The following is a 20,633-nucleotide window of genomic DNA, read 5'->3' as shown; positions in this document are numbered from 1 at the left end:
TTGCGGCCAGATCGCCAGCACAAGCGATTGGTTGGCCTACAGCTTGACCTTCAGGCTTTCCCAGAATTTGCCGAGCAGCGGCGCTTCAGTGCTGTCGTTCTTATGGTCTATGCGCGTGACCATAATGATCCCCTGGTCGGCGGCGCCGTAGCTCAGCACCTCATAGTCAGCGCTCTCGGTGCGCGTCTTCACCGCGGCGTGGATGCCGGTCAGTTCCCTGCCGTCGGCCAGCTTTCGCGTCGTCGGCTCCTGCGTCAGCGTCGCGCCGGCCTGCACCGATTCCTTGGTCATCTCCTGCAGCATCAGCTGGTTAAGCGACACCGGGTTCATCGCCGAATATTCCTGCACCAGCACGATCGTTCCAAGCGCCGACGCCATCAGATACTGGTTGATGTTGTCGCCGAGGTCGGTCTTGGTGACCGAAATATTGCTCGGATGCACGAAGGAGAAGCTGCTGCCTGAAAAGGTGGCGAAGTCGTTGCGCTCCAGCGTCGCCTTGGCCTGCTTGCCATCCGGCAGGGTGATATCAACGCTTTCGCCGGCATCGATGTCGACGGCCACGCCGTCTATGGTCAGCTTGAAGGCCTTCAGGTCCTCCGCCCGGGCCGATGCGCAAAGCGCGATGAAAGCCAGTGTTGCCACCGCTGTTCTCATCCGCATGAAGTCTCCTGTCACGTTCCAGCCATACCGCTCGAAGCCTTGATGGCATGATAGAACGTCGAGGAAAACCGTTCCGTCGGGTCACATTGCCGTTTGGCGGTGGGCAACACGCGCCGCCCTCGGACAGTGCCAGAAAAATGGCCGGCCCACGGGGGACCGGCCAAGCTTGGAACAGGGTATGGAAAATATGACCGACAGATGCCGACTTACGAACCTTTCTTGATCGACGTCACGATGCCTGTCTTGTCATCGACGGTGACCGCGACCTTGGCGCCGACCTTGAGCTTCCCGATCGCGGCTTCCGGCGACAGCTGATAGATCTTGCCGTCATCGAGAGTGATCGACTTGGTGGTCGGGTCGACCGCCTGGATTGTGCCCTGAACGTTCGCGGCATAGGCCGTGCCAAGGAAGGCGAGCAGAGCGGCGGTGGTTGCGAGGGTCTTCTTCATCGGTGCACTCCGTGCTGTTTCGGTTTTCCGGGCCGCCGCCTTGGGAAACGACGGCGCCGGACGGCCTGAAACTGGTACGGATGCCCTTGCCTCCGCAAATCACGTTGAGTGACTTTTCGCAAACAGAATCATAGGCTTAATTCTGCCGCATTATCGACAAGGCAGCCCTTCCCTCCAATCGGAAGGCCGTTTGCGGCAGCGCTTTCCCTATGAAAAGAGTCTGTTATCCCTGCGGCTGCCGGTATGTGACGATCACATGCTCGCCGCATTGCACGCCCGACGACATCACGAAACGGGCTGAGGAATAATCATCGAGACACATTTTGTTTCATGGATCAGGCGAAATCAGAGATTTCACCAGAGGCGAGACTCGCGCCATGGTTGCAATCTTGAAATCGATGCACCATAATGCCAGCCATTATAGAAGAGGGTCGGGGGCCACCACTCCATGAAATCAGCAATACGCTCCGTGCTATGCTTGATGCTGGCGTTTGCTCCGGGATTGGCGTCCGCGCAAGCCACGGATCCGAGCGACAACAAGGCGGTTATGTTTGCCAAGGACGATCCCGAGATGGCGGTAGCGACTGCGAAGGCGCTTGCCAGCTTGGATCAGTTCCTGGCCCTAGCCGAAGCGCCGCCCTCGGGGACGGACAGGTTCAAATTGAAGATCGAGGTGCGCGATGGGGAGATCAGCGAGCACTTCTGGGTCATCCCGTTTCGGCGCACCGAAACCGGCTTCGTCGGCATATTGGCAAACCAACCGGAAGCCGTGAGCAATGTCTTCCTCGGCCAGAACATAGAATTCACGAGGGACGATATTTCCGACTGGGGATACAGACTCAACGGGCGGCAAGTCGGCAGCTTCACGGTCTGTGTGATGTTCAAGAGAATGTCGAAGGAAAAAGCCGACTATGTGCGCGACAATTCCGGTTACGATTGTTGATCGTATGCCCGGCCCGACTAGCTTGCCTCATCCCTCGCGCCGATCTTGCGCACCAGTGCCGCCGTCGCCAGCATCGCGCCCATGTCGGTGATCATCGGTGCGACATGGGTCTGGTAGTCGAGCGGCACCGATATATCCGGCAGTTCGAAGAAGTTTTTCGTCTGTGGAAGCAGCAGGAAACCATCGCCGCCACTGAGCGCGATACGCGCTGGGTCATCAGGCCAGGTTTCGCCGAGCCATGTCAGCGCCTGCGCCAGCCTGCCGGCCACCAGCGGCCGCGCCGCCTCGGCATTGTCGGTGCGGAATTCATAGGCGGCATCGAGTTCGGGCACGCCGGACGAAAGCAACTGCATCCTGGCTGTGAAGATGCCGCGAAAAAAGCCGACGTCACGGTTGGCGCGCCGCGATGCCACCAGTATTCCCGGAAACGGCGCGATAGCCTCGAAAGCCACGATGACACCACGGAAAATCGTTGTTGCGCCCTTGCCCGACCCTTCCCGGAGATTTGCCTCGTAAAGCTCGAACGGAAAGTCCTCGTAGCGGCCGGACACAATGTCGTCGAAAGCCTGCCGGTTGAACGAGCCGACCGTCTCGCGCGGCAGCCGGTCGAAGGAATTCGGCGCCACGCCATGCCGGTAGCTGATATCCTGGATGAAGTCGAAAATGATCGGCAGCAGCGTGTCGCGGTATGATCGCTGCAGCACACGCGCCGGCCTTGTCTCCCGGAAATAAAGAAACACCGCTGCCGCGAGGCCGACGACATAGAGAAGCACATGCGGCGTCGACAGCCATTGCTCGCGGGGGTCGGCGACCTTGTTGAACACCCAGCCCACGACAACCACGAAGATCAGCACCAGGACGACGAACAACGGCGCCCGCCAGCGCACCCGCCAGTAGGTGGACGCCCTCGTCGCCTCATAGGCGTCGAGGCCTCTCTTGATGCCGGCGATGTCAGCTTCGCTCGGCATAAACCCGGCTGTTTCCATCACCATCCCCCAAGCAGAGTGCTTGATCTCGGCCATCGTATGATAGCGGGTTTTGCGGGAGAGGCAGTGCAACCACTGTGGCAGATTGCGCTTGCCAAGAATGCGGTCAGTTAGCGCTGCCCCTCATCGCCCTGCCGGGCACTTCTCCCCGTATAGTGACGGGGAGAAGAGAGCTTCCGCGACCCTTAGCGCCTTTTCTACAACGCTGGAGATTGGCGAAATCATAGGCGACAGCGTCCTTCTCCCCGTCACTATACGGGGAGAAGTGCCCGGCAGGGCGATGAGGGGCAGCGCTAACGACTGCCAGCAATCAACGACGACCAAGCACCGCATCAAGGCGGCCCATAACCTTCCGCCTCAATACACCTCCTAGTCCCTCCACCACCACCAGCCGCTCATGATCGCCGGCGCGCAGCCGGACGAACGGGTGCAAACCGTAGCGGACAATCGCGCCCGGCGTGCCCGCATCGGCGCTGATGTCGACAACGAGGATGCCGCCGATGCGGCCGGGCCAGGGCTGCCTGGCGAAGGCGGTGCCGAGGAAATCGCCTAGCCCGTAGGCGACGACCGTGCCGCCGATCCGCTCCACCGGCTGGACGACATGGGCATGGTGGCCTGCTATCAACCCGACACCCTGCGCCGCCAGCCGCCGCGCCAGCGCGCGCGTCTCGTCGCGCGGAAAATGCCGGAACTCCCAGTCCCAATGCGGCACCACGCAAAGGAGATCGACATCGCCGGCCTCGCGCGCCCAATCCGGATCGCTGTCCATCAACACACGGCCCGCAAAGGCTTCCGCATCGGCGTTGCGCCATAGCGTGAAGGCGGCAAGGCCGACGCTGAGCGGACCAACATCAAACCGTGTGACTGGACCGTCCTCAACCGTGCCGATGGTGCGGATGCCCAGCCGCTTGAGCGCCGCCACGGTCTCGTCGAAGCCGGCGATGCCCTGGTCGAGCACATGGTTGTTGGCCAGCGACAGAACGAGTTTTTCGCGAGCTATGCCAACCGCCGCCAGCGCCTCGGCGAGAAACCGCTCGGTCATCGCATGATGTGTGCCGAGCATCGTGCCGAGCACGGCGCTCGGTCGCTCCACGATCGGGCTTTCGCAATTGCCGACAACCAGATCGGCGGAGCCAAGCAATGCCGCGATCGCCGGATCGCATGCCGGCGCGCTGGAATTGGCGACGGCCGAGATGTCGCCGACGAAAGCCAGCCGCACCGTCCGCGCTGGTGGTGGATCGATCAGGGTTTCGGCCATGTCTGCAAAACCGCCGGTGTCGCCGCCAAGCGACGGCTTCAGGAAGCGTGGCAGCCACGACAGCTTGTAGGAGAGCGGATAGTTCGACACGCGATGCCCGGTTCGTTTTCTCTCCTTAGTCTGTCTTTGCAATGGCGAGAAGCGTGGGTTCGTCTCCTAGAAAATTGCGCCCTGATAAAGCACCGCCTCCGCCTCGTCCGGCGCGAAACGCCGCGCCAGCGTGCGGAACGCGCTGTGGACGCCATCGCGGTCGATGTTGCAGCTTCTGAGATGCCGCACCGCCAGCGTCGGATCGAAGGCGCTGCGGCCATGCATGACGCGCTGGTTGTCGAACACCAGCACCTCGCCCGGTTGCAGCTGGTGCTGGAACTGGTTTTGCGGATCGCAGATCAGCCGCGTCAGCTCGGCCAGCGCCTCGATCAGCCCATCGATGCGATCCAGCGGCGCCGCCTGTGGCGCCAGGCAGCGGTCGTTGTAGCGGATGCCGGTGACAGCGCCGGCGGCGTCGAGGCTGATGACATGCGCCTCGGCACTGAAGAACACTTCGCCCGCATGCTCGCGATGGAAGGTAACGCCGTGCCGCGTCAGGAGGCCGAACAGTTCGGCCGAGTTCTTCCGCATCAGTTCAGCGACATGAAACCCGTCGACCATCAGCGATGTGCCGCCCGTGCCCGCGCCGGTCCGGATGGCATGGAAGAAGATGAAGCCCGGCGGCGAATAGCGAAACGGCTCATCCGTATGCGGGATCTGCGCCCGTGCGGTCTCTCCGGCCACCCGCGCGTCCGGCCGCGAGATCAGGTCGAACACCTTGCCGTAGCTGGTCTCGCGGATCGGCCCGTAGCGGCCAGCCACCCGGGCCGTCGCTTCAGTCTCAGCGGGGACGCCGGTCAGCATGGCGATGCCATGGTCGCGCAGCGCCCGCAGCGAGCCGAACAGCGCCTCGTCGTCCTCGACCACCGCGTCGAAGGCGAACCGGCCGAGTTTTCCACTGAGATCGCTGCTCCACAGTTGCGGCTGGAAACGTGACGGGCCTGAACCGCCGCCGGCATGGCCCGCCAGAAACTCCGAGCCATAGCGCGAGACATGGCCGTCATCCCAGACGACGCTCACCTCGGCAGCCGAAACGTCGAGCGTGGCGGTCCGAACCTCGACCGGCACATCGGCCGGCGTCAGCCATCTCTTGCCGGAGGCGGTATCGCCGCACACATCGCATTCGCAGGCCAGGCGCAGCCAACGCGTGGAAAGCCCGCCGGTCCTGCCGTTGTCGAGATCAACAGCGATACGGTCGCCTTCGTTGCGGATGGCGCGGACCAGCTCCCCATTCGCGGTTGAGTGTCTCGGTGTATCCAGCACGGTTTCTTCTCCTTTGCGATTGATTTTCCTTCAAGGAGGCTATGGCTGGATCACCATGCGATCAAACGATTTTCCTTCGTCATGATTTGAGATAAACTCAATCCATGACGACACTGAGAGACCTTCCTCTATCGGCCCTGCGGGCGCTCGCGGCCGCGGCGCGAAGCGGCAGCCTGACGCGGGCGGCCGAGGAGCTCGGCGTGACGCCGGGAGCCGTCGGCCATCAGATCAGGCAGTTGGAGGACAGGCTGGGCATAAAACTGGTCCGCCGCGCCGGCAATGGCATCGTGCTGACCCGCGCCGCCGAGGCCGCCCTGCCCGACATCGACCGTGGCTTCGACGCGCTCTCGTCCGGCCTGCGCCGGTTGCGTTTCGAACGGCGGGCCGAGACCTTCACCATATCGGCCGACCCATCCTTCGCCTCGCTGTGGCTTGCGCCGCGCCTTGACCGGGTGCGCACGGCATTGGCGAAGCTCGATGTCCGCATCGTCGCCTCGGTTGCCCTCGACGCCATGCTGGACGAAGGCGTCGACCTCGCCATCAGCTACCGCAACAGCACGGCGCAGGACATCGCGTCGATCGACCTGTTCACTGAACGGGTGATCCCGGCCTGCGCACCATCGCTGATCCAGGGCCGCACCCGGCCGGATGCGGCTGAGGTGCTCGACAGGATGCCGCTGCTGCACATCGACCCGACCATGGGCGACGATGTCTATCCGGCCTGGCGCGACTGGTTCGCTGCAGCAGGGCGGCAGAAGAAGGACGTCGACCACGGTCCGCGTTTCGGCCTGACAATCGTTGCGGCGCAAGCGGCGATTGCCGGCATGGGCGCATTGCTGGCCAGCGAACTGGTTCTCAAGCGCCACCTTGACCCCGGCCATCTCGTCGAGATCGGCCGCGACGTTCCGGCGCTGACAATCCGGCGCCGGCTGGTCTGGCCCATGCGCGGTCCGAAGGCGCGCCGCGCCGCTGCCGTTGCCGCCGAACTGGCTGCAGTTGCCGATGTCGGGGTTGATAGCGCCCTGCCGCGGTGAACCCGCCTTAACGGGGAAAGCCGCGTACACGCCCCAGCAACCACTGCAGCGGGTTGTCGACGAAGGCGCGGGTGACGAACGTGTCATGTGCGGTGTGCGACGCAATAAAGGCGACGGTGCCGGCCGCGAGCCGAGGCGGCGGATCTGAACTCACGCGGACACTGCGGCTGCCGAGCAGCCTGACAATCTCGGCATTGCCGGAGGCCGAGGACTCGCCATAGGCGCTGACGAAGAAGCGGGTGGTGGCGTGACCCGCGATCCAGCCGGCGAAGATATCGCTGTCGTCGAAGACGGCGTCGAGCAGGATGACGCCGAGCAGGCGGCCGCGGGCGTCGCCATTCTTCAGCACGGCGGCGGCGGGGTTGTAGCCGCCGCTATAGGCGGCCAGCACGATCGGCATGGCGTCGAACCGCGCCGCCTTGGCGCCGGTGAGCTTCGCTAGCCCCTGCCCTGCCTCGCCCATGAAGCGGGCAAAGGCACCGGGCGTCCAGAAATTGCCGGCGCTGGAATCCTGCGCGTCGACGGCGAATTGCGGCGCCACCAACACGGCGTTGAGGCCGGATGCCTCGACCTGCGCGAACACACGCTGGCGCTCAACCACGTCGCGCTGCAGGGTCGCGCCATTGCCATGGAAGAAAACGACGATCACCGCCGGCCTGGCGGGGTCGAACCCCCTGGGCACCGCCAGCAGCGTGCTGCGGTCGGAATAGGTCTCGTCTTCCCAGTAGATGCCGCCGCGCGGCGAGGTGTGGCCGCGCCGGCCGTTGCCCGTCACGTCGAGAAACGGGCCAGAGCCATCCGGCAACTTGCCCCGATACGGAAAGGGCGACGTCTTGAACGGCACGATGGTTGAGATGGCCTTGCGCAACCGCGCCCCCTCGCTTGCCGCCGGAAACGCCGCCGTGGCCAGCAATCCGGCGACGATGGCGCGCCGGCTTGGCATCAGGCGGCCAGGAGTCTCGCCGACTGTGCCCTGGGCGGCATCAGCACGGCAAAGAAGGCGGGTATGGCGATGACATAAGCGATAGCCGCCCATTGCAGCACGGCGCTGAGGCCGAAGCTGGTGGCGACGATCGGCACGGCGGCCGCGCCGATGACCGAGAAGCAGCCATTGATGCCCCAGGCCCAGACGAACAGATGCTGCTTTTCAAGCCGCGCCAGCCAGGTCATGGCGGTGGCCATCGGCATGCCCATCAGGAAGGCCGGCGGCGACACCAGCAGGAAGCAGAGCAGCAGGCGCACGGAGTATGGATAGGAGCCGATCCAGTCGAGCGCCGGTGACAAATAGAGGCCGTAGACCAGCAGCAGCACGCCGATCGATGCCAGAACCAGCGGCAACAGCACATTGGCGCGGTCGAAGATGCGCTCGGCAAACAGGCTGCCGAGGCCGGAGAACACCAGCATCGAGGAGATCAGCACCGAGGCCGACACCGTCGGATTGGCGAGCGCCACGGTGAACCGGCTGATCAGCCCGACCTCGACCATGATGTAGCCGACCCCCAGGCAGGCGAAATACAGAATGGTGCCAAGCTTGCCGCGCGAGCGCGAAAACACGATCCGCCAACCGAAGATCATCGGCAGCAGCACCAGCGATGCGGCGGTGATGCAGGCGATGCCGAGGGTCGCCCACAGCAAGAGATAGCCCCAATCGTCCTGGAACAGGTCGAGCCGGTCGAGGGTCTTCGGCAGGTCGGTGGTCTTCACATAGGCGGCGAAATAGGGCTGGTCGTTGCTGAGCGAACGCGTGTCGAAGACATAATCGGCCGCCACCTTCTCCCAGCCGCCGGTCAGCAGGGAATGCCAGGCCAGCCGCGCCAGCGCCGTGGCCGGCAGCACGTCGGGTCCGGGCGCGGCGGCGGCATTGGCGCAGGCATCCAGCGTCGGATCGGCCGGCGCCGCCGGATCGCAGTCCGCCGAGACAGCAGGCGCGGTCGGGTCGGCTGGCGCTGTCGCATCGGCGCCAGGCCCAGCCATCGCGGCATCCTGGCCGCTGCCGAAGATCGAGGCGCGGTAATCGTCGAGCAGCTGCCGGCTTTTCGAGCCGTCGAAAGCCATGCCCGGATAATAAAGCTCGTCCCAGGACATCGATCTGGTGTAGTCGCGCAGCTTGCCAATCTCGTCCGCGCTGAAGCCGCCGCGCTTGAACAACACCGTGGTTGTCGAGAGATAGCTCGACACGGCGAAGATATCTTTCTGGGCGCCGGCAGGGTCGAATTCCTTCGCTGCCTCGGCGATGGTCGAATAGAGCTTCAGCACCGATTTCGGCGGCTCTTCCTTGTTCCACAAGGTCACCGACAGCACGCCGCCATCGGCCAGCGCGCTGAAGTAGCTCAGCATCGCCTCTCGCGTGTAGGCATATTTCTCCGAGATGGCGAATCCGCCCGGATTGGACAGGCCGACGCTGTCGGCGAGGCTGAGATCGATGACGTCATAGCGCTCGGCGGTGTTGGCCAGGAACAGGCGGCCATCATAGCCGATGATCTTGATGCGCGGGTCGGCAAGGACGTCGCCGGTGACGTCTTTCAGCGCCGCGTCATGGAAAGCCTTGAGGACCATCGGGTTGCTCTCCGCGACGGTCACCGAGGTCGAGCCGGCATTCAGCGCCGTTTGCGTGGAGATGCCGCCACCGAACTGCACCACGAAGGTTTTGGGGTTGCCCTTGATGACATAGGGATAGTGCATCGGCAGATAGCTGAAATAGACCTGCTCGGCCGGCGCCAGGTTGCGCATGATGCCTTCCGGCCCGTCGCCGTCGCGGTACATGCCGACATAGGTGTTGGCCGGCACCTCCGGCATACCGAAGGCGGCATTGTCGCTCAGCCCAGGCGCGAAATGCATGTAGGAACTGGCATAGACCTGCAGGTCGCCGAAAGGCGAGACGCTGCGGAAGATGCGCTTGCCGTCAGGGAAATTGCGGGCATAGGCGACGCCCTTGTACTGTGACACGGCAATGTCGGGTATGCCGAGCAGGCTGGGCAGCGCGAGGTAGCCGGCGATCGACAGCGCCGCCACGACGAGGGCGGCCACGACGCTCTTCCAGGCGCCAAAGGCTGTGAACCAGAGGATCGTGCCGATGGCCCACAGCAGCAGCGGCACGACGATGATGGTTTCCGGCGCGAACAGATACATCGATACCAGCACGACGAGGCCGGCGAGCCCTGAGCCGGTGAGATCGGCGAAATAGACGCGGCCGAAGGCCGTGCGGCTCTTCAGGAAGACGATGCCGAGGAAGAACGCGCCGGCCAGGAACGGCAGGAGATAGAGCAGGAAATTGACCAGCAGGCGCCATTTCTGCGCGGGGTCCGAGACCAGGAAGATGGCGTTGAACGGCACTGTCTGGGCGACGAGGTTGGAAGTGACGGCGAGCGGTCCGATCAGCAGCAGGGCGGCGGTGGCAGCACCTTGCCAGTGCCGGTCGAACCAATCCTTGCCGGCAAAGATGACGACGCTGGACAGCGAGAAGCCGAGCATGGCGAGGCTGACCACCAGCGAGCCGAAATGCGACCAGCTGCCGACAGCGAAGACGCGCATGACGGCGATCTGCAGCGCGATGATGGCGCCGGCGATCAGCCCGATCGCCAGGAAATGCGCCAGCCGTGGCGCCTCCAGCGACGGGATGCTGATGCGGGAGTTTGACGCGACGGCTGCCATGCAAGTCCCGTTATGCGCTGGCGATGCGAAGCGGAGCGTTGGTGTGCCCCGCAAGCCTGTCAGCCATTGTGCGTGCCGACGATCTGTTCGCCTTCCAGCTTGGTGAAGGGTACGAAGGGCACCACCTTGCCGTTGTAGATGTCGGAGCGGGCGATGTTGAACGTGCCGTCGGGAAGCTTCTGCTTGACCACCTTGAGCACGTGCTGCGCACCGGGCGGCCCGACCGGGATGACCATCACGCCGTCGGGCTTGAGCTGTTGCAGCAGCGAGGGCGGAATGTGGTCGATGCCGCAGGTGACGATGATCTTGTCGAAATCGCCGACACCGTCCCAGCCATAATAGCCGTCGGCGCTCTTGCTGGCGATGGCGCTGAACTCGCTATAACCGCGCCCGACCAGCCCGTCATAGATGCCGCGGGTGCGGGCTGCCAGCGGGTTGATGATCTCGACCGTATGCACCTTGTCGGTCAGGTTCGACAGATAGGCCGACTGGTAACCGGAGCCGGTGCCGATCTCGAGCACGGATTCGCCGAACTGCACGTCGATGGCCGTCGTCATGCGGCCAACCAGATGCGGGCCTGAAATGGTCACGCCATAGCCGATATCGAGGAAGGCGTGGTCATAGGCGCGGCCCAGATTCTGTGGCAGCACGAATTCCTCGCGCGGCGTGAACAGGAAGGCGCGCTTGTTGCGGTCGTCCAGCACGTCCTTGTTGTAGACCATGATCTGGAAACGATCGAAGCGCGCGGCCAGATATTTCGGATCCTCACCGCGATTGGCCACCATCCAGTCGATGAACGCCTTCTTGTCGCCCATCGGCACATCGGCATTGCGGTCGAACGGCACCGGCACATTCGCCTTGGCGACGCGGGGAAGTACGGAAAACGCCGCCGCGCCTGCCGACAGCGTCAAAAAGTCACGACGCTTCATCAAAACTCTCCGAAGAGTGGCCTAAGTCGCTAAAAATCCCTTGATTGATCCGATGCACCGGCACCCAAAACGAGTCAATGGCCGCTCAATAGCCGCTGCCTCAAGGCCGCGTGGCCAAAGAAATTGTGGCAAGTATGCCACAGTAATATATGAGCAATGACTGATGCTTTCCCACAACAGCAGACGGCAGAATTGAGGGCGGCCACCCCAATCTGGCCCTCCAGAAGCCCCAATTGCTTGACTTGGGCCGGAAAAGCAGGCAGCAAACCAAGTTCGAAACGGGTGAAACACCATTTTGACGATTCTGGACGTACCTTCTCTGCGAGAAGGAGACGCCCGGCGCATTGACGCCGAAAACGACTTTCGACGGCCCATGCGTGGATCGAAAACGTGATGCGGCATCCTTTTCGCGTCCAATCGGGGTGCGACATATTAGATGAGAGGGATTGGTTAACCAACTTTGTCCATATTTTGAGGCAATCGGCAACCAACGACAGGCGCGGACAACGCGTCGGGGACCACCTGGGATCATACCACAGAATGGTCGTCGCGGCTCTAAGGGCCACGGACGAGGGAGCTGATTTGTAACAAGATTGGTGACTGTTTTGCGTAAGAACAAAGTTGAAGCGGACCGAAACTGGCATGGCGAAGACGCCGGTGCCCGCCGCTCAAGGCGCATAAATCCCGGATCGATCATACGCTGGGTCGCCGTGCCCAGCGTCGGCACCGCGATCGGCCTCTGGCTGGTTGGCACCATGGCCGGCCTCAGTTCCGTCGGCGCTTCCCTTCCAACAGCCACAGGCAGCCTGCAGCAGACCTTGCTGATGCCCGGTTCGCTGACCCAGGCCAATCCGCTCAAGCAGCATTTCAAGACATCGACAGCGCCATTCGTGCTCGCCAACGTCCATGGCGCCGAGCAGGCCCTGCACGACCACAGCCCGGAATGTGGCGACAGCTGCTTCAAGCTCGCCTCTGTGGAAACCCATGCGGAAAAATCGTCGCGCCTTGTCGCCGCGGCCGCTCCCACCCAGCCGGTCGTCACCGCCGGTAATACGATTGTCAGCCAGACGAAAGATCGCTTCGAACGGATGGAAGCGGCCTTGTCGCCGTCCCGCATCGCCGCCGCCTTTGCCGGTAAGGCAAAGCCGCAGGAGACCGGGAACGCAGCCGCCCATCCCGTCATTTCCAGCATCGCGCCGGTCGTCGAGGCTTCGCTGACGCCCTCCAACAAGGTCGTGGCCAGCCTGTCGAACGACATGACCGGCCTCTCCGACCAATCCTACGAAACAGCAAGCCTGCCTTCCGCCGCGGAAGCCCCTGCCGCGGAACGCTTTGCGCGACTCGATCCGGGCTCCGTCGTTGTCCAGACCGCCCCGCAGCCTATGCGCTTCGGTGCCCCGGCCGCCACCGAGACGCCGGACCCCTCGCAACTGGCGCTGGCGCTGGTCAAGTCGATGCCGGTCGACGACGAGGCATTCGCCTCGCCGCTGCCGATCGAGGAATCCTCGGCCGATGTGGCTGTTGCGCCAAGCAAGACGCTGCCCGAGAAGCCCGGTGACGTGGCCTCGCTGCCCGACGCGCTGTCTAACGACGCGCTGTCTAACGACGCGCTGTCTAACGACGTGCCGCTGCCGACGCAGCGCCCGCAACTGGACAACGCCCCGGCGCCCAAATCCGCACAGCAACAGCCCAAGGCGGTGGAACAGCCCAAGGCCGTCCAGCCGCCGAAAGCCGTTCAGCAAACCAAGCCGGTACAACTGGCCGCAAAGCCGGCTCCCCAGACGCGGCAGGGCAAGCCGGGCAATGGCGGCGACGTGCTGGCCTATGCCCGTCCCGACACGCCCTCTGGCGGCCTCGGCCAGGCATTCAAGAATCTGTTCAGCGGCCCGCGCGGCGGCAGCGGCGCAGGCAATGGCGTCGCCGTCTACGACATTTCGGCCAAGACCGTCTATCTCCCGGACGGCCAGCGTCTCGAGGCCCATTCGGGCCTCGGCGCCATGGTCGACCAGCCGCGCTATGTCGACCAGAAGGATCGGGGGCCAACGCCACCCAACACCTATGACCTGACGCTACGCGAAACGCGCTTCCATGGGGTCGAGGCCATCCGCCTGACCCCAGTTGGCGGCAGGGCCAAATACAACCGCGTCGGTCTGCTCGCGCACACCTACATGCTTCGCGGCGGCCGGGCAGAATCCAACGGCTGCGTTGTCTTCAAGGACTATAATCGCTTCCTGGCTGCCTTCAAAAAGGGCAAGGTCACGCGCCTAGTCGTCGTCCCGCGCCTGAATGGATCGCCTACCCAGGTAGCATCCAACGCACGCGGCGTCTGACGGTTCCAAGCGGTAACGCACGCTGTGCCTAAAGGTTCCCGGTGGGCCACATGTGCAGCCATCTCCTGACAGCCTGCTGTCAGGAGCAACGCGATGCCGCCAGCCTCTTGTTATCCCGCTCTTTCCATTTCGCCGGACTCCTCCCATATTCCGGACATGGCCAGATCCCCCGACAAGAAGACGCCCGCGACGGCGAGTGACAACCGCGCCGCGCCGAAGCGGCGCAGCCCGCTAACCGATTTCATGGATGCTTCGGAGCCGCTGCACAGAGGCGGCTTCGAAGAGGCGCCGCAACCCGAACTGTCGGGCACGCCGCTGACCGGCTCGATCGCCGACTGGGCCGAGCAGATCGAGCAGGAAGCGGAGCGCGAAGGGCGCCTAATCTCCCCCCTCGAGGGGGAGATGTCGCCGAAGGCGACAGAGGGGGTCGCCGCAGAAGGCACCGCCATGGCGTGGAACCAGGTCGAACCGACCCCACCCGACGGCTTCGCCGCCACCCTCCCCTCAAGGGGGAGGGAAAGCGCCAAGTCGAAGAAGATCCCCGAGCGCTCGGCCTCGCCGGGCCGCAGTTCGCGCGGCACCTCGATGGGTGGCGCGGCATCAGCCAGGGAGCGCACGGCCGCCGGCCTCAACCCGGTCGCCGGCCTCGACATCTCGCTGGAAGACGCCGAGACAATGGCCTCGAGCAGCGTCACCGCCACGGTGGCCGCGCTGTCGGCGCTGATCGAATCCGGCAATCCCTTGCACAAGGATGGCGTGCTGTGGACGCCGCACCGCCCTGCCCGTCCGGAAAAGTCCGAAGGCGGCATCGCCATCAAGATGGTGTCCGACTTCGAGCCGGCCGGCGACCAGCCGACCGCCATCAAGGATCTGGTCGAAGGCGTCGACAACAGCGACCGTACCCAGGTGCTGCTCGGCGTCACCGGCTCCGGAAAAACCTTCACCATGGCCAAGGTGATCGAGGAGACGCAGCGCCCCGCCCTGATCCTGGCGCCCAACAAGACGCTGGCCGCACAGCTCTATTCCGAGTTCAAGAAGTTCTTCCCCGACAATGCGGTGGAGTATTTCGTCTCCTATTACGACTATTACCAGCCGGAAGCCTACGTTCCGCGCACCGACACCTTCATCGAGAAGGAATCCTCGATCAACGAGCAGATCGACCGCATGCGCCATTCGGCGACGCGCTCGCTGCTCGAGCGCGACGACGTCATCATCGTCGCCTCCGTGTCCTGCATCTACGGTATCGGTTCGGTCGAGACCTATACGGCGATGACCTTCCAGATGCAGATCGGCGACCGGCTCGACCAGCGCTCCCTGCTCGCCGACCTCGTCGCCCAGCAGTACAAGCGGCAGGACATCAATTTCGTGCGCGGCTCGTTTCGCGTGCGCGGCGACACGATCGAGATATTTCCCGCCCACTTGGAAGACCGCGCCTGGCGCATCTCGATGTTCGGCGACGAGATCGAGCAGATCACCGAGTTCGACCCGCTGACCGGCCAGAAGACCGGCGAGCTGAAAAGCGTCAAGATCTACGCCAATTCGCACTATGTGACGCCGCGCCCGACCCTGAACCAGGCCATCAAGTCGATCAAGGAAGAGCTCAAGCACCGGCTGGTGGAACTGGAACGCGCCGGCCGCCTGCTGGAAGCGCAGCGGCTGGAACAGCGCTGCCGCTTCGATCTGGAGATGCTGGAAGCCACCGGCTCCTGCGCCGGCATCGAGAACTATTCGCGCTATCTCACCGGCCGCCAGCCCGGCGATCCGCCGCCGACGCTGTTCGAATATATCCCCGACAATGCACTGGTCTTCATCGACGAGAGCCACGTCACCGTGCCGCAGATCGGCGGCATGTATCGCGGCGACTTTCGGCGCAAGGCGACGCTGGCCGAATACGGATTCCGCCTGCCGTCCTGCATGGACAACCGTCCCTTGCGCTTCGAGGAATGGGACGCCATGCGCCCGCTCTCCGTCGCCGTCTCGGCCACGCCGGGCAACTGGGAGATGGAACAGGCCGGCGGCGTCTTCGCCGAGCAGGTCATCCGTCCGACCGGCCTGATCGATCCGCCGGTCGAGGTGCGCCCGGCCAAGAGCCAGGTCGACGATGTCGTTGGTGAAATCCGCGAGACGACCAAGGCCGGCTACCGCACGCTGGTCACCGTGCTGACCAAGCGCATGGCCGAGGACCTGACCGAATATCTGCACGAACAGGGCGTGCGCGTCCGTTACATGCACTCCGACATCGACACGCTGGAGCGCATCGAGATCCTGCGCGACCTGCGCCTCGGCGCCTTCGACGTGCTGGTCGGCATCAACCTGCTGCGCGAAGGCCTCGACATTCCCGAATGCGGCTTCGTCGCCATTCTCGATGCCGACAAGGAAGGTTTTTTGCGCTCGGAAACCTCGCTGATCCAGACCATCGGCCGCGCCGCCAGAAACGTCGACGGCAAGGTCATCCTCTACGCAGACCAGATCACTGGCTCGATGGAGCGGGCGATGGCCGAAACCAGCCGCCGCCGCGAAAAGCAGATGGAGTGGAACACCGCCAACGGCATCACGCCGGAATCCGTGAAGTCGCGCATCTCCGACATCCTGGACTCGGTCTACGAGAAGGACCATGTCCGCGCCGACATCTCGCAGTTCACCGACAGCGCCGGCGCCATGATGGGCAACAATCTCAAGGCCCATCTCGACGCCATGGAGAAACAGATGCGCGACGCCGCCGCCAATCTCGATTTCGAGAAGGCCGCCCGCATCCGCGACGAGATCAAGCGGCTGCGCGAGATGGAACTGTCCATCTCCGAAGACCCCCTGGCCAAATACGCCGACATGGAAAGCCCGGCCTCGGGTCGCGAAAAGGGCAAGCACAACAAGGGCGTGGCCAAACATCGCACGGCCGAGGAACAGGAGCGTTTCCGCAAACTCGACGAAGCACGTGCCGCCGAAGAGGCGACCAAGGCTGCCAGGCCCAACCTCTTCCGCAAGCCGGCGCTCGACGAAATGGGCGCGGATGGCGCCCTACCGGTGAAGAAGCCGCTGTTCGCCAAACCCTCGATTGACGACATGGGCCCGGGCACGGACATGCCGACGCCAGCAGGCGCCGTCTCGCGTTCACTGTTCAAGAAACAATCGGCGTCGGAGGCGCACGGCTCCGATTTCGGCATCCCCGGCGAGGCCACCACGCCGCTGTTCAAGAAGAACTCGCTGGACGAGATGACCGTGCGGCGCACGGAAAAGCCAGTCGAGGGAAAGGTGCCTGCCAAGCCCCAGCCGATCTCCCCCGTTGTGGGGGCCGGCAGGACAGAGGGGGATGCGAAGGAACGCGGCGATCCCAACAAGCCCATCGTCCGCCAGCGCTCTGGCATCGGCTCCTATGAGGATCCAGGCGACGCTCGTCGCGAAAAACGCCGGCCGGGCAAGACGGGTCGACCGGGTAAGTAGGCTGCCTCTTCCTTCTCCCCCTGTGGGAGAAGGTGGATCGGCGCGCCAGCGCCGAGACGGATGAGGGGTGCTGGAGCGAATGGGGCGTTGGTGTTTTCTGGAACACCCCTCATCCGACCTCGCTTCGCGAGGCCACCTTCTCCCACAGGGGGAGAAGGGAAAGCGCTCCATCGCCGCATCCTAAGTTCTTTTCGCCGAGCCTTAACAACCTCTGGACTATGCGCTCGCGCTTGCCGCCAGCTGGTGGAAACGATACGCACGCTGCAATTCCGTCTCTGCACGCAGACCTTTCCGCAGCCAAGCTCATGAAGCCCAAGGACATCGCCGCCTACGTCTTCCTGGCCGTCACCTGGGGCCTGTCATTCCTTGTCCTGCTCAAGGTGGTGCATGCCTTCGGCTGGATAGGTGCCGTGACCCTGCGCTCGCTGATTGCCGGCATCACGCTCTTTCTGCTCGCTGCCGCGACACGGCGCCGGCTCGATTTCAGCGCCGGGTGGCGGCACTTCGCCATGGTTGGCGCGACGACGGTCGCCGCACAGCTGATCGGCCTGTCCTATGCCACCCCGCGCATCGGCACGGCGATGGCGGCCATCCTCGTTGCCGCGATCCCGCTGTTCTCGATGATCATCGGCCAGCTATGGGGACTTGAACGCGTCACTCTTCGCGGGCTCGCCGGGCTGCTGCTCGGCGCCGCCGGGATCACGGTTCTGGTCGGCTTTCCTGCCGCGCCGATCACGGCATCCTTCGCCTTCGGCTGCGCTGCTTCCCTGTTCAGTTCGTTCTCCGCCGCCTTCGGCAGCAACTACGCCAACCGCCATTTGCGCTCCGCCGGCTCATGGGAACTCACCGGTGCCGCCTTCCTGTTCGGCGGTTTGATGACGCTGCCGCTGCTGCTGGCCGTGCCGGTGCCGGCCATGCCCACCCCCACCGACTTCCTCTATCTCGTCCTTCTCGCCTGCGTGATGAGCGCGCTGACCTATGTCGTCTATTTCCGTCTGGTGGCCAGCATCGGCGCCACCAGGACGATCAGCGTCGAATTCGCGGTGACCACGATCGCGGTACTGGTTGGCACTGTCATGCTCGGCGAGTCGCTGACCATGATCCAGGTGTTCGGCGCCATGGCGATCATCGGCGGCTGCATACTGGTGCTGGACCCGTTCCCTCGTCGGGTGAAAGCGGCGCCCTTGCCATCTCCGGCCGGCTAAGGTTTGTTCGATGCGACAGCGAGGCAAACTCCATATTCTGCCGCTGGTTCTGGGCAGGAAAGACACGCCCCTCCGGGTAGGCGCCGATCTTGGTCCGGTCCAGAAACACCTTGGCTTTCCCAAATGGCTATATGTCTATCAGGATCAGCCATGCGGCTTTCTGCTGGGCTATGGTGATCTGGAAATCGACATTCTGACCAGCCGCAATCGGGCGCGCGTCAATCGCATCAGCATCAAACTTTGGCACATGCCCGATATCCCCAAGTCTTTGCCTTTGAAATGGAGTGGCAACAGCCAAATCGATCTCGACGGTTTTGGCCCGGCAATGACGCTTTCGGCCGCCAGGACACGCGTTGCAAGTCTCGGATTGCAGGGCGAGGAATACAAGATGGAAAGCGCGTTTGAAACTGTCCGTCGGCTGGTACTTCCTCACGCCGAACTTCATTTCTTCAAGGGACCGGAAGAACCGATCCTGATGGAGATTCACTTCAAGACGCCACAGGAAATCCAGCGAACCAAGGGGGACTGGATATACCCCCCGCCAGACTAAGGCCTGCCCGCGGAGGAGGCACTTGCGACCCGCCACGCCTTTGGTGTAATCCCTTCCCAACACTCGAACATCTTGAAAGGAGGGCTCACGTGTTTACGGTTTTTCGTCACCATCGTCAGCGTGGCCCGATTTCTGCCCTGCGAGCTAGCTTGCAGGGCTGACCAGGGACGGTCCGGGTTTTTCCCGCCTCGATTTTTTGGTCTGCCCTTCGTGGTGCGCAACGCCGAGCCTGATGGCCAGCACGCGCACCGTCAAAGTGCACCCGGAGTTGTCTCCGGCAAGACCAGAGAAAATCAAAATGGCCCTGATCAGCCTCAAATCCCTCGGCGTCACCATGAGTGCGCCGCTGTTCGCCAACCTCGACCTCACGATCGGCACCGGCGACCGGCTCGGTATCGTTGCCGCCAATGGCCGTGGCAAGTCGACCTTGCTGAAATGCCTGACCGGCGAGATGGAACCGACCTCCGGCGACATCACCCGCACGCGCGGCCTGCGCGTCGGCCATGTCGAGCAGTCCGTTGCCCCTGCCCTTCTTGGCCGCACTTTTTATCAGGTGGTGGCTGACGCATTGCCGTCCGAGCAGGCTGAAAGCGAGATGTGGCGCGTCGACGTCGTTCTCGACTCGCTTGATGTGCCGGAGGCGATGCGCGAGCGCAAAATGCAGGCACTGAGCGGCGGCTGGCAGAGGTTGGCGCTGATCGCCCGCGTCTGGGTCACCGATCCCGACGTGCTGCTGCTCGACGAGCCGACCAACCATCTCGACCTTGCCCGCATCAGCCAGTTGGAAACGTTCCTCAATGCGCTGCCACGCGAAGTGCCCGTCGTCATCGCCAGCCACGACCGCGCCTTCCTCGACGCCACCACCAACCGGACGCTGTTCCTGCGCCCGGAACAGTCGCCGGTGTTTGCCTTGCCCTATTCGCGGGCGAGGCAGGCCCTCGACGAGGTCGATGCCGCGATGGCGCGCAAGTTCGAGCGCGACATGAAGGTCGCCCAACAGCTGCGAAAGCAAGCCGCCAAGCTCAACAACATCGGCATCAATTCAGGCAGCGACCTGCTGACGATCAAGACCAAGCAGCTCAAGGAACGCGCGGAGAAGCTGGAAGACGCCGCCGCCCCGGCGCATCGCGAAAGATCGGCCGGAGCGATCCGGCTGGCCAATCGCGGCACGCACGCCAAGGTGCTGGTCACGCTAGAGGATGCGGCGGTGCAAACGCCCGACGGAACGCTGCTGTTCAGGACCGGCAAGCGCCACATCTGCCAGGGCGACCGCATCGTGCTGCTCGGCCGCAATGGCGTCGGCAAGTCGCGCTTCGTCACCCTGATCCGCAACGCCATCCTCGAGCCGGAAACGGTTGGGAACGTGAAGGTGACGCCATCGACGGTGCTGGGCTACAGCGACCAGGCGCTGTCCGGCATCAGCGGCGACGACACGCCGCTGGCGATGGTCTCGCGCCGCCATGATGTCGGCGAACAGCGCGCCCGTTCACTGCTTGCCGGCGCTGGCGTCAGCATCGAGATGCAGGAGCGCAAGATCGGCGTGCTTTCCGGCGGCCAGAAGGCGCGGCTGATGATGCTGGCGCTCAGGCTCGCCGACCCCAACTTCTATCTGCTCGACGAACCGACCAACCATCTCGACATCGACGGCCAGGAAGCGTTGGAAGCGGAACTGCTGGCGCATCAGGCAAGCTGCGTGCTGGCCTCGCATGACCGCTCCTTCATCCGTGCCATCGGCAACCGCTTCTGGCTGATCGAGAAGCAGCGGCTGACCGAAGTCGAGGATCCCGAGGATTTCTTCCGCTCGGTGACCGAAGCGGGTGGGTGAAAGATCAATTGATCTGTAAATT

Annotated in this window: 15 protein-coding genes; 7 read left to right on the top strand and 8 right to left on the bottom strand. The window is 63.7% G+C overall.

Annotation, left to right across the window (positions count from 1 at the left end; translation table 11 throughout):
- Positions 1-36: 36 nt before the first annotated feature.
- Together ABVQ20_RS27440 and ABVQ20_RS27435 are read right to left on the bottom strand one after the other, a co-directional pair.
- Positions 37-660 (bottom strand): hypothetical protein, encoded by a 624-nt coding sequence (locus ABVQ20_RS27440; RefSeq protein WP_354462782.1) that lies wholly within the window; start codon positions 658-660, stop codon positions 37-39.
- A 206-nt stretch (positions 661-866) separates the two neighbouring features.
- Positions 867-1,109, bottom strand: a complete 243-nt coding sequence (locus ABVQ20_RS27435) for a DUF1344 domain-containing protein (protein ID WP_354462781.1) — start codon at positions 1,107-1,109, stop codon at positions 867-869.
- Positions 1,110-1,590: 481 nt separating this feature from the next.
- Between ABVQ20_RS27435 and ABVQ20_RS27430 the strand changes: the two genes are divergently transcribed.
- Positions 1,591-2,052 carry a YegJ family protein gene (locus ABVQ20_RS27430; protein ID WP_354462780.1) on the top strand — a complete coding sequence of 154 codons (462 nt, stop codon included), beginning with the start codon at positions 1,591-1,593 and terminating at the stop codon, positions 2,050-2,052.
- 17 nt (positions 2,053-2,069) lie between these two features.
- Here ABVQ20_RS27430 and ABVQ20_RS27425 read toward each other — a convergent pair whose 3' ends face one another.
- The 3 genes from ABVQ20_RS27425 to ABVQ20_RS27415 form a co-directional block, all read right to left on the bottom strand.
- Positions 2,070-3,020, bottom strand: coding sequence for a hypothetical protein (locus ABVQ20_RS27425; RefSeq protein ID WP_354462779.1), 951 nt, complete (start codon positions 3,018-3,020; stop codon positions 2,070-2,072).
- A gap of 328 nt (positions 3,021-3,348) precedes the next feature.
- Positions 3,349-4,386, bottom strand: coding sequence for a CapA family protein (locus tag ABVQ20_RS27420; RefSeq protein WP_354462778.1), 1,038 nt, complete (start codon positions 4,384-4,386; stop codon positions 3,349-3,351).
- A 66-nt stretch (positions 4,387-4,452) separates the two neighbouring features.
- Complete coding sequence (locus tag ABVQ20_RS27415; RefSeq protein WP_354462777.1) at positions 4,453-5,649, bottom strand: clavaminate synthase family protein; 1,197 nt, start codon at positions 5,647-5,649, stop codon at positions 4,453-4,455.
- Positions 5,650-5,753: 104 nt separating this feature from the next.
- On the opposite strand from ABVQ20_RS27415, the gene ABVQ20_RS27410 reads away from it, so the two are divergent.
- Complete coding sequence (locus ABVQ20_RS27410; RefSeq protein WP_354462776.1) at positions 5,754-6,683, top strand: LysR substrate-binding domain-containing protein; 930 nt, start codon at positions 5,754-5,756, stop codon at positions 6,681-6,683.
- A 7-nt stretch (positions 6,684-6,690) separates the two neighbouring features.
- Here the strand turns inward: ABVQ20_RS27410 and ABVQ20_RS27405 are convergent, their stop codons facing one another.
- The 3 genes from ABVQ20_RS27405 to ABVQ20_RS27395 are packed head-to-tail and all read right to left on the bottom strand — an operon-like array spanning position 6,691 to position 11,263.
- The gene (locus ABVQ20_RS27405) at positions 6,691-7,626 is read right to left on the bottom strand and encodes a hypothetical protein (RefSeq protein WP_354462775.1); all 936 of its coding nucleotides are present in this window, start codon (positions 7,624-7,626) and stop codon (positions 6,691-6,693) included.
- Positions 7,626-10,334, bottom strand: coding sequence for a hypothetical protein (locus ABVQ20_RS27400; protein ID WP_354462774.1), 2,709 nt, complete (start codon positions 10,332-10,334; stop codon positions 7,626-7,628). The genes ABVQ20_RS27405 and ABVQ20_RS27400 overlap by 1 nt, the downstream gene beginning before the upstream one ends.
- Positions 10,335-10,393: 59 nt before the next feature.
- On the bottom strand, positions 10,394-11,263 hold the full coding sequence (locus tag ABVQ20_RS27395; protein WP_354462773.1) for a protein-L-isoaspartate O-methyltransferase family protein: 870 nt from the start codon (positions 11,261-11,263) through the stop codon (positions 10,394-10,396).
- Positions 11,264-11,859: 596 nt separating this feature from the next.
- On the opposite strand from ABVQ20_RS27395, the gene ABVQ20_RS27390 reads away from it, so the two are divergent.
- From ABVQ20_RS27390 to ABVQ20_RS27370, 5 genes are all read left to right on the top strand, one after another.
- Positions 11,860-13,593, top strand: a complete 1,734-nt coding sequence (locus ABVQ20_RS27390; protein WP_354462772.1) for a tlde1 domain-containing protein — start codon at positions 11,860-11,862, stop codon at positions 13,591-13,593.
- A 156-nt stretch (positions 13,594-13,749) separates the two neighbouring features.
- Positions 13,750-17,031: an excinuclease ABC subunit UvrB gene (uvrB, locus tag ABVQ20_RS27385; protein WP_435528440.1), complete on the top strand. Its 3,282-nt coding sequence runs from the start codon at positions 13,750-13,752 to the stop codon at positions 17,029-17,031.
- Positions 17,032-17,336: 305 nt separating this feature from the next.
- Positions 17,337-18,236, top strand: coding sequence for a DMT family transporter (locus ABVQ20_RS27380; RefSeq protein ID WP_354462771.1), 900 nt, complete (start codon positions 17,337-17,339; stop codon positions 18,234-18,236).
- Positions 18,237-18,246: 10 nt separating this feature from the next.
- Positions 18,247-18,786, top strand: coding sequence for a hypothetical protein (locus ABVQ20_RS27375; protein WP_354462770.1), 540 nt, complete (start codon positions 18,247-18,249; stop codon positions 18,784-18,786).
- A gap of 298 nt (positions 18,787-19,084) precedes the next feature.
- A complete protein-coding gene (locus tag ABVQ20_RS27370; RefSeq protein ID WP_354462769.1) occupies positions 19,085-20,611 on the top strand; it encodes an ABC-F family ATP-binding cassette domain-containing protein in 1,527 nt (508 codons plus the stop codon).
- Positions 20,612-20,633 lie beyond the last annotated feature (22 nt).

The organism is Mesorhizobium shangrilense, assembly GCF_040537815.1.
In the GTDB taxonomy this organism is placed as follows: Bacteria; Pseudomonadota; Alphaproteobacteria; order Rhizobiales; family Rhizobiaceae; genus Mesorhizobium; species Mesorhizobium shangrilense.
The sequence above is the reverse complement of the archived record's forward strand: the minus strand, read 5'-3'. Positions and strand labels throughout refer to the sequence as shown.